Source organism: Acinetobacter dispersus (genome assembly GCF_009884975.1).
Lineage (GTDB): Bacteria > Pseudomonadota > Gammaproteobacteria > Pseudomonadales > Moraxellaceae > Acinetobacter > Acinetobacter dispersus.
Window position 1 is genome coordinate 2279098 of the sequence record NZ_CP041970.1, and the last position, 17222, is coordinate 2296319.

General features: G+C 41.9%; 17 protein-coding genes. 3 read left to right on the plus strand and 14 right to left on the minus strand.

The features are described from left to right. The first annotated feature begins 34 nt into the window (after window positions 1–34). On the plus strand, window positions 35–1231 hold the full coding sequence (locus FPL17_RS10400; RefSeq protein ID WP_159884933.1) for a BaiN/RdsA family NAD(P)/FAD-dependent oxidoreductase: 1197 nt from the start codon (window positions 35–37) through the stop codon (window positions 1229–1231). Between the two features lie 49 nt (window positions 1232–1280). Here FPL17_RS10400 and FPL17_RS10405 read toward each other — a convergent pair whose 3' ends face one another. The 3 genes from FPL17_RS10405 to FPL17_RS10415 form a co-directional block, all read right to left on the minus strand. Further along, window positions 1281–1463: a hypothetical protein gene (locus tag FPL17_RS10405; protein ID WP_005210765.1), complete on the minus strand. Its 183-nt coding sequence runs from the start codon at window positions 1461–1463 to the stop codon at window positions 1281–1283. 212 nt (window positions 1464–1675) lie between these two features. Continuing rightward, a complete protein-coding gene (locus tag FPL17_RS10410) occupies window positions 1676–3298 on the minus strand; it encodes a mechanosensitive ion channel (RefSeq protein ID WP_151716038.1) in 1623 nt (540 codons plus the stop codon). Between the two features lie 228 nt (window positions 3299–3526). Continuing rightward, complete coding sequence (locus FPL17_RS10415) at window positions 3527–3727, minus strand: hypothetical protein (protein WP_005191248.1); 201 nt, start codon at window positions 3725–3727, stop codon at window positions 3527–3529. 204 nt (window positions 3728–3931) lie between these two features. Between FPL17_RS10415 and FPL17_RS10420 the strand changes: the two genes are divergently transcribed. After that, on the plus strand, window positions 3932–4354 hold the full coding sequence (locus tag FPL17_RS10420) for a hypothetical protein (protein WP_005191251.1): 423 nt from the start codon (window positions 3932–3934) through the stop codon (window positions 4352–4354). Between the two features lie 27 nt (window positions 4355–4381). Here the strand turns inward: FPL17_RS10420 and FPL17_RS10425 are convergent, their stop codons facing one another. Beyond that, a complete protein-coding gene (locus tag FPL17_RS10425) occupies window positions 4382–5143 on the minus strand; it encodes a ferredoxin--NADP reductase (RefSeq protein WP_005191254.1) in 762 nt (253 codons plus the stop codon). A gap of 85 nt (window positions 5144–5228) precedes the next feature. Between FPL17_RS10425 and gigC the strand changes: the two genes are divergently transcribed. Continuing rightward, complete coding sequence (gene gigC, locus FPL17_RS10430) at window positions 5229–6113, plus strand: LysR family transcriptional regulator GigC (protein WP_151716040.1); 885 nt, start codon at window positions 5229–5231, stop codon at window positions 6111–6113. 52 nt (window positions 6114–6165) lie between these two features. On the opposite strand, the gene FPL17_RS10435 is transcribed toward gigC, so the two are convergent. The 10 genes from FPL17_RS10435 to nuoH form a co-directional block, all read right to left on the minus strand. Next, complete coding sequence (locus FPL17_RS10435) at window positions 6166–8319, minus strand: TonB-dependent receptor (RefSeq protein ID WP_159886844.1); 2154 nt, start codon at window positions 8317–8319, stop codon at window positions 6166–6168. 351 nt (window positions 8320–8670) lie between these two features. Continuing rightward, complete coding sequence (locus FPL17_RS10440) at window positions 8671–8961, minus strand: cold shock domain-containing protein (RefSeq protein ID WP_159884935.1); 291 nt, start codon at window positions 8959–8961, stop codon at window positions 8671–8673. A 123-nt stretch (window positions 8962–9084) separates the two neighbouring features. Beyond that, entirely contained in the window at window positions 9085–9720 is a 636-nt protein-coding gene (gene upp, locus FPL17_RS10445) for a uracil phosphoribosyltransferase (protein ID WP_017402053.1), read from the minus strand. A 106-nt stretch (window positions 9721–9826) separates the two neighbouring features. Further along, window positions 9827–11323: an NADH-quinone oxidoreductase subunit NuoN gene (gene nuoN / locus FPL17_RS10450; RefSeq protein WP_159884937.1), complete on the minus strand. Its 1497-nt coding sequence runs from the start codon at window positions 11321–11323 to the stop codon at window positions 9827–9829. A gap of 3 nt (window positions 11324–11326) precedes the next feature. Continuing rightward, a complete protein-coding gene (nuoM, locus tag FPL17_RS10455; protein ID WP_005191270.1) occupies window positions 11327–12925 on the minus strand; it encodes an NADH-quinone oxidoreductase subunit M in 1599 nt (532 codons plus the stop codon). 1 nt (window position 12926) lies between these two features. Beyond that, window positions 12927–14822, minus strand: a complete 1896-nt coding sequence (gene nuoL / locus FPL17_RS10460; RefSeq protein ID WP_005191273.1) for an NADH-quinone oxidoreductase subunit L — start codon at window positions 14820–14822, stop codon at window positions 12927–12929. Beyond that, on the minus strand, window positions 14819–15127 hold the full coding sequence (nuoK, locus tag FPL17_RS10465; RefSeq protein ID WP_004655436.1) for an NADH-quinone oxidoreductase subunit NuoK: 309 nt from the start codon (window positions 15125–15127) through the stop codon (window positions 14819–14821). The genes nuoL and nuoK overlap by 4 nt, the downstream gene beginning before the upstream one ends. Continuing rightward, complete coding sequence (nuoJ, locus tag FPL17_RS10470; RefSeq protein WP_171061079.1) at window positions 15127–15645, minus strand: NADH-quinone oxidoreductase subunit J; 519 nt, start codon at window positions 15643–15645, stop codon at window positions 15127–15129. Before nuoJ ends, nuoK begins: the two co-directional genes overlap by 1 nt. Further along, a complete protein-coding gene (gene nuoI / locus FPL17_RS10475) occupies window positions 15645–16187 on the minus strand; it encodes an NADH-quinone oxidoreductase subunit NuoI (RefSeq protein ID WP_004655439.1) in 543 nt (180 codons plus the stop codon). The genes nuoJ and nuoI overlap by 1 nt, the downstream gene beginning before the upstream one ends. Before the next feature lie 18 nt (window positions 16188–16205). Next, on the minus strand, window positions 16206–17222 hold the full coding sequence (gene nuoH / locus FPL17_RS10480) for an NADH-quinone oxidoreductase subunit NuoH (RefSeq protein ID WP_004804775.1): 1017 nt from the start codon (window positions 17220–17222) through the stop codon (window positions 16206–16208).

A 17222-nucleotide genomic window follows, 5' to 3' on the forward strand; every position in this document is an offset into this window, starting at 1 on the left:
ATTGCCCGCTTTTCCTCTTTCGAGTATTTCCCCCATGGTTCATCAAGTTGATGTTGTTGTTTTAGGTGCTGGTGCATCGGGCTTGATGTTGGCTGCAGAAGCAGGCAAACGTGGGCGCTCGGTTGTGGTATTGGAAAAAGCCAATAAAGTGGGTAAGAAAATTCTGATGTCAGGTGGTGGTAAATGTAACTTTACCAATCTGGATGTTGAACCATCTAATTACCTTTCTGAAAATCCACATTTCGTCATCTCAGCCTTAACCCGTTATACCAACTGGGACTTTATTGGTTTAGTGTGTGAATACGGCATCGAATATGAAGAGCGTAAACATGGGCAATTGTTTACCTTAAAAGGGGCTAAAGAAATTCTTGAACTTTTGCTATCTGAATGTAGCAAAACCAAACGGGTTGAAATTCAAACCCATTGTGAAGTAGAGCAAGTCACAGCCCAAGCAGATTCAAGTTTTATCATTGAAACCAGTCAAGGAACCTATCAATGTGAATCGCTAGTCGTTGCAACAGGTGGCTTATCTATTCCTACACTCGGAGGATCAGGCTTTGGTTATGAACTTGCACAGCAGTTCGGACATCATGTCTACCCAACCCGTGCAGGTCTAGTTCCTTTCACTTTCTCCGATCAATTTAAAGCAGTTACTACACGTTTAAGTGGCAATGCCTTAGATGCAACGTTGGTGAATGATCGTCATCAATTTACGGAAGCTCTACTGTTCACCCATCGTGGTTTGAGTGGTCCAAGTTCATTACAACTTTCCAACTACTGGAACGTTGGGGAAAGCTTCAAGATTGATTTTTTCCCAAGTCAGGAGCTGAATCAGTTCTTTAAAGACAAGAAAAAATCACAGCCTAAAGTACTGCTTCGTACATTACTGAGCGAATTTACAGCGAAAAGTATCGTACTGGAACTGCAACAATTAATTTGGGCTGAACAGAGCGAAACAGCGATTGGAAATCTGAGTGACCTGCAGCTTGAGCATATTGCAACACAGCTACATGGCTTTACAGTAAAACCATCGGGTACTGAGGGTTATCGTACAGCAGAAGTGACACTTGGCGGTGTCGATACCAGCGAAGTTTCCTCTAAAACCATGGAAAGCAAAAAACAGAAAGGTTTATATTTTATCGGGGAAGTACTCGATGTCACAGGACATTTAGGCGGCTATAACTTCCAATGGGCATGGTCTTCTGCGCAAGCCGCGGCTCAATTTGTTTAATGCAATCTCATAAATAACAGCTTTCAGACTTCTTACGATGAGGTCTGCTCTAGTTATGTTCATCAGAAGAGTTGGCTGCTTCTGAGGTTGAAATTTGCTGGCTACTTTCAAGCGGTTTCTCTTTAGAAGAAGAGTTTGATTTAGTAATCACAAACTTATAAGCACTCGCTAAAAATCCGACAGTAATACCTGCAATAATAATCGGTGCGAATACTCGATTTGGCCTCTTCATTTCATTCTCCTATAGACTTTTTATTTAGAGACTAGAGATACTTTATCTATAAATGAATTGCTTTTTAGGTCAATTTTTTGATTTGAGGCGTTTAAGCCTGCTCAAAATGCCGATTACAATCTCAAAATAAAGCTCAATAGCGCTTATACAAACAAAACGACCACCCTGCTTAGAGTGGTCGAATTGATTAAAAAAATCAAAGATTATTTTTACTATTCATCCGAATATGGCGGAGTTGGTGGTGTTGGATTCGCCGGAGTATCTGATGACGTTGGCGTCGGACTCACAGGAGTCGTTGGTGCTGTTGGGCTCACAGGAACTACTGGCTTAACCTCATCCTTATGCAACGGATTTGGTTTATTGCCTTCAGTTTTTGCTTTATCTAAAAGATCCGTCAGCAAACGTTCCGCAGGTTGACGTCCTCCTAGACCAAAGGCCAATGCAAATGCGACTGCAACTGAACCAAGTGTTAAACCAAATGCCAAATTCACAATGGAATCAGCGATACCCATGGCTTTTAAACCCATTGCAATCACTAAGCCCATAATGAGAATACGAACCAGATTGCCTAACCAACGTGAACTGTTGTATTCACCACGTTGTACAATATTCGCAACAATATTGGCCAGCCAAAAGCCGATCACTAGAATCACAGCGCCAAGCAGGATGCTTGCACCAAACTGGATAAACATCGCAATCAATACACTAACTTGCTCTAATCCAAGTCGATTGGCTGCTTCTGAAACTGCAAACAGCATGGTAAAGAAAACAATTAAACAACCGATCACGTCAGAAACACGGGTTTGTCCAAGGAAGCGTTGTAAATCCAGCTTCATTGGAATTTCATCAACGCCTGCGCCAGAGATCAGCTCAGCCACTAAACGCCCCACAAAACGGGAGACGATATAAGCCACAATTAGAATCAAACCAGCTGCAATGATTTGTGGAATTGCATACATGATTTGATTAAGCATGGCAGTTGCAGGTTGAGAAATCGCTTGAATACCAAGAGCTTCAAAGGCCACTATTAAAGTAGTAATAATGATGATGGCAAACACAAATGAGCCTAAGAATTTAGACACATTGGAGTTTTTAAACAGCCCCACCTTCTCCGCTTGTGCTTGCAAGCCTAGACTATTACTCAAGCCTTCAACTATGCCACGCACAATTTTCGCAAGTATATAGCCCACAAAAATGATTACACCTGTAATAAACAGATTCGGTAGATAAGCAATTGCTTCATTCACCATATTCTGTACAGGGATCAGCAAACCAGTTAGACCTAAAATCGATAAAACAATTGGTAAGAACAGTAATAGAACCAACCAGTAAAAAATCTCGCCGATATTGGTACTGAGTGAACTCACACCAACTTCGCCACTTAATTTCTCATCTAACTCAGTTCTGGAAAGTACATTTGTTAGACCTGCACGAACCAAACGTGCAACAATCCAGCCAATGAAACCCACAGCAACAGCAGCCAGCAAGTTCGGTATATAAGCGAGGACGCGACCCACCATATTGCTAAATGGATCGCTCACACCACTAATATTTAAAACATTTAAAGCACCGACTACTGCAAGGATCATCACGAACCAAAATACCAGTTTGGACACGAGATTCTCAATATTTGGAGTACGACCCGTTGCTGTAGACAACTTGTGATTGGTATCAAGCTTTTGCAATAATTTCTTTACGCCTGCTGCAATAACTAAAGCAACAATCCAACCAACAAGTAGGATGACAACAGCAGCAAAGATAGGATGAAATTGATCCCAGTAATACATTGCATCAAATCCTCCGCGATTGGAGGGGTCACTAAAAAAATCATTCATGTTGTTATCCTTATAGTGTGTTTTTAAATCTTGCTAAAAATCCATTGATAAACGCTCTAGCATTAAGAACATGATTTATGGATACTTCCACCATAGTTTTTGTCTATTTTCCAATCAATCAATGGCAGCACTAATACAACAAAAAGGTCTCATAATTTTGCAAAAAGCTCATTGATTCACACCAATGAGCTTTGTTTATGAATTAGTTTGGTCTAAAGATATGCCTGCTTAAGCATTCAGAATAGCCGACTGCATATGTGACATGATCACTTGAGCAGTTGGATTGGCCGAATGATCAGCAACCATATATACAAGTAATGCAATCAGGAAGATTCCCACTAAAATCAGAATATAAACTGGTAATCTTCTCTTTTTGGTAATTTCTTCTTTGCTCGCCACATGAGGTTGTGGCTTACTAAAATCATGCATGATAGCAACCCTCATCCTTGTTACTTTTCAAGTTTTATATTAACAATACCCTATGTAGCATTGTGTGAAGAAGCTTCGGACTATCGTTGCAGCAGTTGCAGAACTCTACTTTTATTATTTTATTTTTTGTTTAAAATATAGTCGGTTTTAGAATACGTTAAAATAAGCTATAATACGCGCCTTCTTTCTCAGCCGTTCTGCTTTATGTCCTATAGCCAGCAAAGTGTTTCTCTTGATTTAGACACTGATGTCACACATCAATGTTTTTTACATCACACACGCGATGAACATTTGATTGGAATTATTGAGTTTAATAAACCAAGCTATATCCTGAAATGGGGCGATTTAGAGTACTTCCGTCGTCGTACAGAAGAGTTTTCAGTGATGCCATTGCCTGATTGTATCAATGCAATGATTGTCGATATTCGCAATGTACAGCCATTTTTAGACAATGAAGTTCCAATCCTGCCTTGGCGTTTACTTGAAGAAGATTGTCCAGTTCGTCTGGTCGTCCCACAAGATCGCTTGGAACATTATATCGGGCTGTTTGAACCAACCTGGTTAACCACAGATGTAGATACCGCGATTCAAGAAATTCGTGAATTTATGGATATGTTTGTTCATTAAAACATATCCTCTTCCACGCACGACTTATTACCAATAATTTTCTACCGCAATATTGCCTTCGCCACGGCGATTCATGATTAAACCACGTCGCTTCAGTGCTTCTTTGGTATCTTCCACCATTTGCGGATTACCACATAACATCACATGACTACTGTCTCGGTTAAAAGGTAGACCCACTGCTTTTTCTAATTCACCATTGGCAATTAAAACTGGTAAACGGTCATGTAGGGCTGCATTCGGATCACGGGTAATGATTGGAATGAACTTAAAGCCCGTATGCCCCTCACCAAACAATGCCGCAATCTCTTGGATACGTTCGACATAAGCCAGCTCAGATTCAGTACGTACGCTATATATCAAATTGATCTGCTGATATTTGCTCCATGTTTCAAAGTCTTGCAACATCGATAAAAATGGTGCTAACCCTGTGCCTGTACCCAATAACCATAAATCCTGCGGCAAAGGCTGCTGATAACGTGCCAGCGTTAAATATCCATAAGAGATTTTTTCAAGATAAAGCTCATCACCCACTTTTAGATGTTGTAGATTCGAGGTAAATGCCCCATCGGGAACAACAATTGAAAAGAATTCTAAAGTTTCATCGAAGGGTGAAGATACAACTGAATAAGCACGAACAACCAATTCCCCTTCAACCATTAAACCTATACGCGCGAACTGACCTGCGGTAAATTTAAAATGAGCTGGTCGGGTCATCGTGAAACTAAACAAATTATGAGTCCAACGGTGTACAGACAAAACCTTTTCTAAGCTAAATTTTTCAATTGACATGATTTGAACGTGGCACGAAACAGTAGGCTCATGTTAGCATGATCGAATAATTGATGGATACTCAAAAACATTAAGGCTATTTAACATGCGCATGACATTACGCCAGTTGGCTGTTTTCGTGGCGGTCGCTCAAGAAGGAACTGTTACCAAAGCGAGCGATGCTGTCCGACTTACACAAAGTGCGGCAAGTATGGCTTTAGCAGATTTAGAAGATGGTCTCGGTGCACCACTCTTTGATCGTTTGGGTAAACGATTACAACTCAATGATTTGGGACGTTTTTTACTCCCACAAGCTTTAGAAATTTTAGGTCGCTGTGATTCTTTTGAACAAGCGGCTAAGGGTGAATTACAAAGTATTGATCTACGCTTAGGCGCAACGCTTACCATCAGTGATTATTTAATGCCTGATTTGATGGCTGACTTCTTACAACGTCATCCAAAAGCCCATTTACAATTACAAGTCGGCAATACCCGTCAAATGATTGAAGCCGTCAATCAATTTCAACTGGATTTAGCTTTAATTGAAGGCTCTTGCCACTTACCCCAATTGCAATGCATCCATTGGCGCGATGACGAGTTAGCGGTTTGTTGTGCACCTGATCATCCCTTAGCACAGTTGAACCGCCCAATCAGTCCAGCTGATTTTAATGATGTTGAATGGATTTTACGTGAGGAAGGTTCAGGTACACGTGAAGTGTTTGACAATGCTATTTTACAAGACCTTCCTGATGCCAATATCCGTTTAACGCTAGGTCATAATGAAGCGATTTTAAAAATTGTAGCAGGCGGTTTAGGCATGTCTTGTGTTTCAAGACTGGCGATTGAGCCGCTACAAGAAAAAGGTCAGTTGGTGATTATCGATACACCTTTCTGGGAATTAACTCGCCCCCTCTACATGCTCGTGCATCGTCAGAAGTATCAAGGACCAGGGTTAAAAGCCTTTTTGCAATTCTGCGAAGATCAGGTTTAATTTATTTAAGAATAAAAAAACGCTTCCGATTGGAAGCGTTTTTTATTTTCATTTAGAAGTCGAAACTCACACCTAACTTATAGGTACGACCTGCGCCTACAGTGGTAAAGCCACTAGTGAACACACCATCCCAATACTTTTTGTCAGCAACGTTATCGACATTGGCACGGAAAGTTGTGTTGACGCCACCCAGTTTAGTCGCATATTTCGCCCCTAAATCGACCAAGGTGTAATCAGGTAACTTGAGTGTATTATCAGCCGTTAAATATTGATCATCGACATAAGTCACGAAGGCATTTACGCTTAACCCTTCAACAAATGGAATTTGATAATCCACACCAACACCTGCAGTGAATTCTGGTGTTCCTTCAATAGTATTACCAGATACATTCACTCCACCACTTAAAATCGCTTTTTTGTATTTGGTATCAATATAAGCCAAGTTACCATAAACGATCAGATCATCCGTCACTTTACCTGAAAAACCATATTCCACGCCTTTTGACTCGGTCTCAGCACCGTCGGTTGTGATTTGTGTAATCTTTGAATTATTTGGATCTCGATAAGATGTATCCGTCAACGTGCTTGGTTTTTTGATTTGATACAGTGCTAGCGTGTGTAACCAGCGATCCCCCTGATATTTTGCACCGACTTCATATTGTTTGCTTTCAAACGGCGCAAAGGTTTTATTGTAATTTGCATCAGTTGCAACACTTACTGTTGCACCTCGAACCAAGCCTTCAACATAGCTCACATAGAACGAGGTTTCTTCACCAAAAGGTTTCACGACAATTGCTGCACTTGGAGATACTTTATCATCCTTCAGTTTAGTATTGGTCGTAAGCGCTTTTAAATCCATGTCTTGATAGCGTACCCCTAAAATAAACTGTAGCTTGTCATCAAGCATAGAGATTTGATCACTCAAACTATAGCTGACATATACATCATCAGCAGTAGGAATAATTTCAGGCCAAGTATTTGGCATATGCCCTTCGCTACTTGGATTATAAATATTGGTTGGGAAGTAAACCTCTGCTGCTCCACGTCCTTTATGTTGGCTGTATTTACGCTTGAGATAATCCGCACGGAATGCCAACGTATGAGAAATATCACCCGTGAAAATTTGACCTTCTAAGCCCGCATTAAAGGTTGTGTTATGTTCCTTTGAACCAACTCGATAATATTGTGCCAACGCATCACCATTCGCACCCACTAATGGCTTGGTATTTCCTAGACATTGAGTAGCGCTCACACAATAATTGGCAGGTAAATCACGTACGACCATACGTGTACCAAATAAATGCCCACGATATTCACGCTCGTTAAATCCAGCACCAGCAAATGCTTTTAAATTTGGTAAAAGCTTATATTCACCCGACAAGCCTACATAATTGGCACTTTGCATACCCTCTAAATGCGGGAAATAATTAAGTTTACCGTCTGGAGCAGCTAAAACATTTTTCAAAGTCGCAAAAGAAATCATGGCTGGTGAACCACCATCACGGCTGTCACGTGTAGTGTAGGCATCGAAGTTAACTTTAGCTTGATCAGTCGTATAGTCGAGTGCGAATACAGCCGCGGTATTCTTATCTTCTAAGCCGTCAACAATATGTTCACCTTGCCCATAGGTCGCACTGACACGTGCACCATACTCCTGATTTTCACCAAAACGACGAGCCACATCAAAACCTGATTTGTAATAGCCACCATCTTCGTACATGGCTGAAACTTGGGTCAAATCTCGATCAGCACGTTTGGTCGTAGCCATCACCACACCACCAACGCTGCCACCTGGTGCCATCCCAGCAATCAACGCATTTGGTCCTTTTAGTACACTAGCAGAGCTCAAAATATCTGTTGGGGTCCGACCACTGGGTGACATCCCATAAGAACCATTGATATTGGCATCTTCCCATGTCACGGCAAAACCGCGAATCATAAAGTTTTCGTTTAGATGTCCGCTGTTGGTGGTGGTACGAATACTTGGATCATTTTTAAGAATGCCCGCAATCGAATCGGCCTGCTTATCCTTAATTGCCTGCTCTGTATATGACTGAATACTAAATGGCGTATCCAATACAGCTTTCTCGCCTAGAATACCTAAGCTGGCATCTTTTTTAAGCTTCCCTGTCGCATCCGTTGCCTGTGAATCAGCTTTTACGGTAATGGTTGGTAAAACGGTATTATCATCTGCAACAGCAAACATCGGCAAAGCGATAAGAGATAGAAACAAGATATTCTTTTCACGTGATCAAACCCCGATAAAAATTTGACCACAGTATATAAGATTAATTAACAAATGATAATAAAAATCATTAATAAAATAATACCTATTTATTTAATAAATATAAAAATCTTATGATGAGAATTCGCATAATTTATTTTAACTCAATAACCTATGAAATGCTTTTTACCTCTCGGACTTAGTTCAACAGTTGATTAGCCGCAATAGAGCAATGAAGAGGCGATCGTATTTAGATCCTATAGAAAGAAAAAGAGGCTAAAAGCCTCTTTTCTCATCATAATTCAAGCACAGTGAAGAGCGAGCAAAAGCCAATTAACGACGGAAGTTCGATAACAATTCGGTTGTGATCGAATTATTGTGCGTCGTTATTTTAGTTTTTCTGGTTTTCGCTGGATTTGGATCAACAAGCTCAATTTTTGTAGCTTTGTACTTTCCGTCATTTTCAACGACCACAAATTTCACTTTTTCATTTCTTTTCGGTTCGCCACCAGCTGGATACTCGGAAATATGAAAAAACACATCCCCTTCAGAGGTCCCAATAAAACCAAAGCCTTTGTCTGGATTATATTGTTTAATTTTTCCCTGATAGAACTCTTGCTTCATGACATTTATCCTACTTTGCAAATCTGATCATCACAGTATATAAAAATAAAAAAGAGACTTTCAATCTATCCCCAAAACTGCTTCAGGATGAGATCAAGTCTCTTTTTATGAATGTTTCAAAAATCAATCTTTTTGAACACTACCAAAAATCTTGTCGCCAGCATCACCCAGACCAGGAACAATATAGCCTTCCTCATTCAGACCTTGGTCAATCGATGCGGTATAGATCAACACATCAGGATGTGCAGCTTCTACTTTCGCTACACCTTCTGGCGCAGCAACCAAGACCATGACACGAATATCTTTACAGCCGCTTGCTTTCAATACATCAATTGCAGCAATTAAAGAATTACCTGTTGCAAGCATTGGATCAATAATCATGGCTAAACGATTGGCAACATCAGGCACCAACTTTTTATAGTAGGTGCGCACTTCTAAAGTTGCTTCATCACGCTCTAAACCTAACACACTCACTTTCGCGCTTGGAATCAGGCTAAGAACGCCCTCAAGCATACCAATACCAGCACGCAAGATCGGAACAATTGTGATTTTCTTCCCTGCGATACGCTGAGTTGAGACTTTCCCTGCCCACCCATCAATTTCATGATCAACAACAGGAAGATCCTTTGTTGCTTCATAAGTCAGTAACATCGTGACTTCTTGCGCTAATTCACGGAAGTTCTTGGTACTAATATCTGAACGACGTAATAAACCAAGTTTATGGCGAATAAGCGGATGACGGATTTCTTGAATCGACACGAATGAGTACCTAGGTAATATTAATCTCACTCCATTATAAAGTGTTTTTTTACTCATCAATAAAAAAGCCTCCAACTTTGGAGGCTTTTTTGTACAAATCCGACGATTACTGTTGTTGAGACAACATAAAGTGCAACGGAGAAAGGATCTCTGCCTTCAATGCCAAGTTAATCATTGGATCTGGATAAACACCCATCACCAATACCAATAACGCAGCAGCAAGGACCATAAGACCACCAACTTTGCTTCCCCAATGGGCATCCGCATCAATACGTGGTACATCTGGTGGAGTCATATACATCACCACCATCACACGTAAGTAGTAGTATAAACCGATACCACTACCCACCACGATCATTGCAGCCAAGAACCAGTGTTGCGTTGTCACCGCAGCCATCACCACCAAGAACTTACCAATGAAGCCTGCTGTTAATGGAATACCTGCTAAAGACAACATCATTACAGTTAATGTTGCAGTCAAGATCGGACGGCGCCAGAACAAACCACGGTAGTCTGCAAGGCTTTGTGCTTCATCGACATTGTTATACGGGCTCGACATTAATGCAACCGCACCAAATGCACCGATTGTGGTCAATACATAGGTAATTACATAAACAGTCACACTACCAAGACTTGCATAAGTCATGCTGATTAAAGCAATCAACAAATAACCGAAGTGTGCAATCGATGAATAACCCAAGATACGCTTCAAGTTGACTTGACGAACTGCAAGTAAGTTACCCACCACGATCGACAATACCGCAATGATGGTAATGACTGTCACTAATGATTCAACCAAGATTGTACCAGAAGTAAGTAAGTAACGTACAAATAGACCAATCGTTGCAACTTTCGCAGCTGTTGCCAAGAAGGTTGCCATAGGTGCTGGTGCACCTGCATAAACATCTGGCGTCCATTTATGGAATGGTGCAAGTGAAAGTTTGAATGCAACAGCAAAGGTAATTAAACCTAAGCCCAATAACACCATTGGTTGTTTGATCGCAGCAAACAATGCCTGAACAGAGTCATAGAATGACAATGAACCTGTGTATGCATAGATATACGCCATACCCATGAGCAACATTGCAGAAGCAGTCGCTGAAAGTACAAGGTATTTAATCCCTGCTTCCAAAGACTGACTACGTTGATAGGTATACGCCAACATGCCGTATACAGGAATCGACATCAATTCTAAGCTGATGAAGAAAGCTGCATAGTGTGAGCTTGAAACCAACAACATTGCACCTGTCACTGAACACAGTAACAAGATATACAACTCTTCGCGGTTGTCCTTATAGGTCTCAATATAGGCATGAGATAAAGTACAGCACGCTAAAGCAGCAATCAGAATCAGGAATTGATAGAGCATGGTAAATGGATCAACCATAAACATGCCCATCACGTTTACTGGTGCAAAGTGCCCACTAAACATGGTGTATCCAATATAAATTGCAGCAAGGTTTAAACCCACAACCGAAGTTGTTGCAATCAGATTGTGATTACGCTTAATCGCAGTTAATAACATCACGACGATTGCGGTCAAAGCCACAATCATCACGGGAGCAAGTGGCATTAGCTCAGAAAAAGAAATTGTGAAGTTCATGATTTATTGCATCTCCACATGTTCAAGTTGAGTTGCAGCCTGTTGAACAGTTTCGACAACTTCTTGTACTGGCATATAACTATTTACTAACCATTGCATGCTTGAATGAGACATATCCAAGAATGTTTGCGGGTAAATACCTAACCAAACCAAACCGATCGCACAGATCATCAAAATAGTGACCTCACGTGCAGATAGATCTTTAAGCGGACTGGTATAGTGCTGTTTTTGCTCTGGGTTTGGTTCACCAAATAATGCTTTGTGAATCAGAATCAGACCATAAAGACCAGCGAATACCAAGCTCACTGCTGCAATGATCGTGAACGCTGGATAAGCTTTGAATGAACCCATCAAGATCAGGAATTCACCAATAAAGTTACCTAGACCTGGTACACCAACCAATGCTGCAACAAAGAACATCAAGAAGAATGGCAAGTATTGCAGCTGGCCACGAAGACCACCCATCAAGCGTAAATCACGTGTATGTAAACGCTCGTACACTTGACCCGACATAATGAACAATGCAGCAGATGACAAGCCATGTGCCAACATCATGATCATGAGGCCTTGGAAAGTCAGGATATTACCTGCATAAATTGCAAGTAAGATGAAACCCATGTGCGAAATAGACGTGTACGCAAGTAAGCGTTTCATATCTGTTTGTTGGTACGCTAAGAATGCACCGTAGAAAATACCAATCAAGCCCAGAATAATGGCGATATCAGCAAATTGTGCTGATGCTGCCGGGAAGAATGGAATTACGAAACGAAGCAAACCGTACGCAGCTGTTTTAATCAAGATACCCGCTAAATCCACAGAACCCGCTGTTGGTGCTTGAGCATGCGCATCAGGTAACCAACCGTGTAATGGGAATACTGGTAATTTCACCGCAAAACCAATGAAGAAACACAGCATGAATGCATAAGCAACTTCAGGTGGTAAGTGGTTCGCAACAGCCAATAGATAGTTGTAATCGAAACCGATCATACCTGTCATCATGTATCCATAGACCACGAGGCCCAAGATACCGATCAACATGATCAAACCAGCGATTTGAGTATATAAGAAGAATTTAGTTGCAGCATAAACACGCGAACGACCATTCGACCCTGAGTGTCCCCATAACGCAATCAAGAAATAGATTGGTACGAGCATCATCTCCCAGAAGAAGAAGAACAAGAATAAGTCAATCGCCAAGAATACACCGATGACCCCACCCAAACTCCAAAGTAAGTTTAAATGGAAGAAACCAACGTTCTTTTGAATCTCACCCCATGAACAGCCAACTGCAAGTACACCCAGTAATGCAGTCAACAACACCATAAGTAGAGATAAACCATCCACCGCTAAGTGAATGCTAATGCCTAAAGTCTGAATCCATGGAAGATGGAATTCAGCCGCCCAAGTCGGGACTTTACCGCCCAACTCGTAGCTAAATGTACCACTTTGCCACAGTGCAATGCCCAAACCGAAGGTAATCAACATACCAATCAAGGCAATCCAGCGCGGCAAATGTTGGTCGTATTTATCGACTAACCAACAAATAAAACCAGCAATGAAAGGAACTAAAATCAGTGCGGGTAAAATTAAATTGTTTTCCATTTTATTTCCCCACAACCTGAATCACGATCAAGATCATCAATAACACCACTACACCGAGTGACATGCTTGAAGCGTATTCACGTAATGAACCTGTTTGACGCGAACTTGTAAAGCTATTGCCGCCCTTCACAATTGCAGGGAGTACTAACCATAAACCGTCAACTGGATCACGACCTAAAATTTTCGCAATCAATAAATAAGGTTTTACAAATACGATGTCATACAAAGCATCGAAACCAAATGCTGTACGGCAAATGTGCGCTAAACCTGAACCCAAAGATGTTTGAGCAAAAGCTTTTACTGCACCGTATGCAAAAGCAAATAAGAAGATACCCACAGCTAAACCAGCGAGGGCAACACCACTTGCTAAATGTTCAGCATGTGCAACAGCTGCTTCTAAGCTCTCAGGAACAACAAAACTTGGAATACTTGCAGCAGTCAGTAATTTTGCAACTGGCGCTTGTAGGAAGTAGCCGATACCTGTTGATAACGCAGCAAGAATTGCAAGCGGCCCCCAGTAAGTGACGCCATGAATCGCATGTGCATGGGTTTTCTCTTCGCCGAAGAATACCACCCAGATTAAACGGAAAGTATAGATAGACGTTAAGAATGCACCCGCAACACCAACCCAGTACAAGGTATTGTAAAGTGGAAGATTTGCAATTGTAGACTGTGCATATACTGCACCCAAGATCGCATCTTTAGAGAAGAAGCCAACAGTCACGATTGGAAGTGCTGCCAATGCGCCACCACCGATCACGAAACACCAGAATACGAATGGAATCTTGTGACGTAATCCACCCATTTTGAAAATGTTTTGTTCGTGATGACATGCAAGAATTACGGCACCTGAAGAAAGGAACAATAACGCTTTGAAGAATGCGTGAGCCAACATGTGGAATAAACCAGCTTGGTACGCTTCAGCACCCACCGCCATAAACATATAACCCAACTGACTCATGGTTGAGTAAGCCAAGATACGTTTGATGTCGGTTTGAACCAATGCGGCAAAGCCAGCAACCAGTAAAGTCACAGCACCTGTAATCGAGATGAACTGCATTACTTCTGGCGCCATTTCCATCACAGAGAACATACGGCAGCATAAGTACACACCCGCTGTAACCATTGTTGCAGCATGGATCAATGCAGATACTGGTGTAGGACCAGCCATCGCATCAGCTAACCAAGTTTGTAATGGAATTTGCGCTGATTTACCCGCCGCACCCAAGAACAACATCAATGCTGTCCAGATCGACAATGATGAGCTTTGCGTCATAACCGTCGCTGCATTTTCAACAATGTACTGAATATTCAAAGTACCAAATTGTTGATAGAGCAAGAACAATGCGATGAGTAAGAATACGTCACCCACACGTGTTACTGTGAATGCCTTGATTGCTGCCCAACCATTTGCAGGGTTTGAGTAGTAGAAACCAATCAATAAGTAAGAGCACAGACCTACACCTTCCCAACCTAAGAACAATAACGCCAAGTTATCGCCCAATACCAACAACAACATGCTGGCAACGAATAGATTGAAATAAGAGAAGAAACGCGCATAACCTTCTTCACCACGCATATACCATGATGCGAAGATGTGAATCAGGAAGCCAACACCTGTGACCATACCTGTCATCAATAATGACAAGCCGTCTAAATGTAAGCTGATGCCTGGCTCAAAACCGCCAACACTGAACCAAGTCCATAAGTGTTGAACAAAAACGGTTTGACCACTGCTGGTAAATGCAAGACCGGCAATTAAAGCAAATAACGCAGATAAACCAACTGAACCAACGCCAATAATGGCAGCTACATTTTCAGAAAGTTTGTCACGCCCTGCCGCCAAAAGGATAAAACCAATGAGCGGAAATAAAACGGTTAAATATAATGTACTCATCCGCGCATCTCACTAGCAGCATCCACATCCAAGTGATGGAAGCGATGATAAAACTGAAGGACGATCGCAAGACCAATACATGCCTCTGCTGCAGCAAGCGTCAGGATCAAAATGAACATGATCTGTCCATCTGGCTGAGCCCAAACACTACCTGCCAAGACGAATGCCAACGCAGCAGCATTCATCATCACCTCAAGGCTCATTAGCATAAATAAAAGGTTGCGTCGCACCATTACACCGTAAAAACCCAGTGCAAAAAGGATGGTTGCAACGATCAAACCATGTTCTAAAGGGATGTGTCCCATTATTCTTTATCCTCTTCTGCACCTGGTTCACGTTTGCCTAAGTGGAATGCTGCAACAAGTGCTGCAAGCAATAACATCGCGGCAACTTCTACCAATAATAGATAGTGAGTAAATAGTGCTTGACCGACTGCTTTAGGCCCAACAACTTCTGTACCCATTGGTGCAGAAATCGTGGTGTATTCACCACCGAGCATCCACACCAAAATTAAGCCCAATAAAAAGCTCATCAGTGCAGGAAAAGCCCAAGCATCTGAAGTCAACCATTTGCTTTCTTGTTCAATGGTATCTTGTCCAAGGTTCAACATCATGACAACGAAGACGAACAAGACCATGATCGCACCTGCATAAACGATGATCTCAAGGGCAGCCGCAAACGGCGCACCCACGATCATGAAAATGCCAGCAACCGCAAGAAGAGAAACGATCAAGCTAAGTAATGCATGCACAGGATTGGTGTTGGTCACAACACGTACTGTCGAAACAATGGCCACAAGTGCCATCAAATAAAATGGCCACATCATGGTAATAAGCTCCGTACATCTACTGGTGCACTTTCTTTTTGTGCTTGACCTTTTTCTTTACCGCTCACAGCCATACCAGTTACACGATAGAAGTTGTAGTCAGGATATTTACCAGGTCCAGAAATGAGTAAGTTTTCTTTCTCATACACCAAGTCTTGACGTACATATTCACCAAGTTCGAAATCTGGTGTCATCTGAATCGCTGTGGTTGGACATGCTTCTTCACACATACCGCAGAAAATGCAGCGTGAGAAATTAATACGGAAAAATTCTGGATACCAACGTCCATCTTCTTTTTCCGCTTTTTGCAATGAAATACAGCCCACTGGACATGCAACCGCACAAAGGTTACATGCCACACAACGCTCTTCACCATCTGGATCACGCGTTAATACGATACGACCGCGATAGCGTGGAGGCGCAATTTGTTCACCTGGTACTTCTGGATATAAGATCGTGTCACGTTTACGTGTTACATGGCTGAACACCATCCATAACGAACGTACAATCGATCCAAAGCCAGCTAGAATTTTATACATTTTGTACTCCCTGCTGTCCTAGGCCTGATTCATCAGAATCACAGCACCAGTCACTAACAAGTTGACCAACGCCAATGGCAAACAAACTTTCCAACCAAAGTTCATCACTTGGTCATAACGTGGACGCATTAACGAGCCACGCGCCAAGACAAACATCATTACAAAGAATGCTGTTTTAATCACGAACCAGAATAATGGTGGAACAAATGGAATTTCTAAGTTAAATGGTGCAAGCCATCCGCCGAAGAATAAAGTCACGATCAAAGCAGAGATCAAAACAACGTTGACGTATTCCGCAACGAAGAACATCCCCCACTTCATACCACCATATTCAACATGGTAACCTTCAGCCAATTCTTGTTCAGCTTCTGGTTGGTCAAATGGGTGACGGTGCGTAACCGCAACACCCGCAACCACAAAGATCAAGAAACCTAAGAACTGAGGAATGATGAACCACATATCACGTTGTGCTTCAACAATTTCACGAAGGTTGAATGAACCTGCAATCGCAACCACACCCATCAACGAGATACCCAAGAACACTTCATAAGAAATGGTTTGAGCAGCAGAACGAAGACCACCGAGTAATGAGTATTTGTTGTTAGACGCCCAACCACCAAATAACACTGCATAAACTGCAATACCCGCCATTGCCATAAAGAACAATAGGCCGATACTCATATCCGCAACGCCCAGTGTAGGACTTACTGGAATCACCATAAACGAAAGTACCGCAGTTGCCATCGCAACTGCTGGTGCTAAACGGAAAGTCAACTTATCAGCAAACTTTGGTGTCCAGTCTTCTTTGAACATGATCTTGAGCATGTCGGCAACGATCTGGAACATACCACCCGGACCGACACGGTTTGGACCATAACGGTCTTGCCATAATGCCAAGAGACGACGCTCAATAAATGACATCAAAGCAGCAACCAAAACCACCACAAGCAAGATCACAATCGCCTGAATCACTGAATAAGCGATTGGCCAGTTCTCAGCCCAAAGTGGCGTTTGACGTATAATTTCTTGATTCAT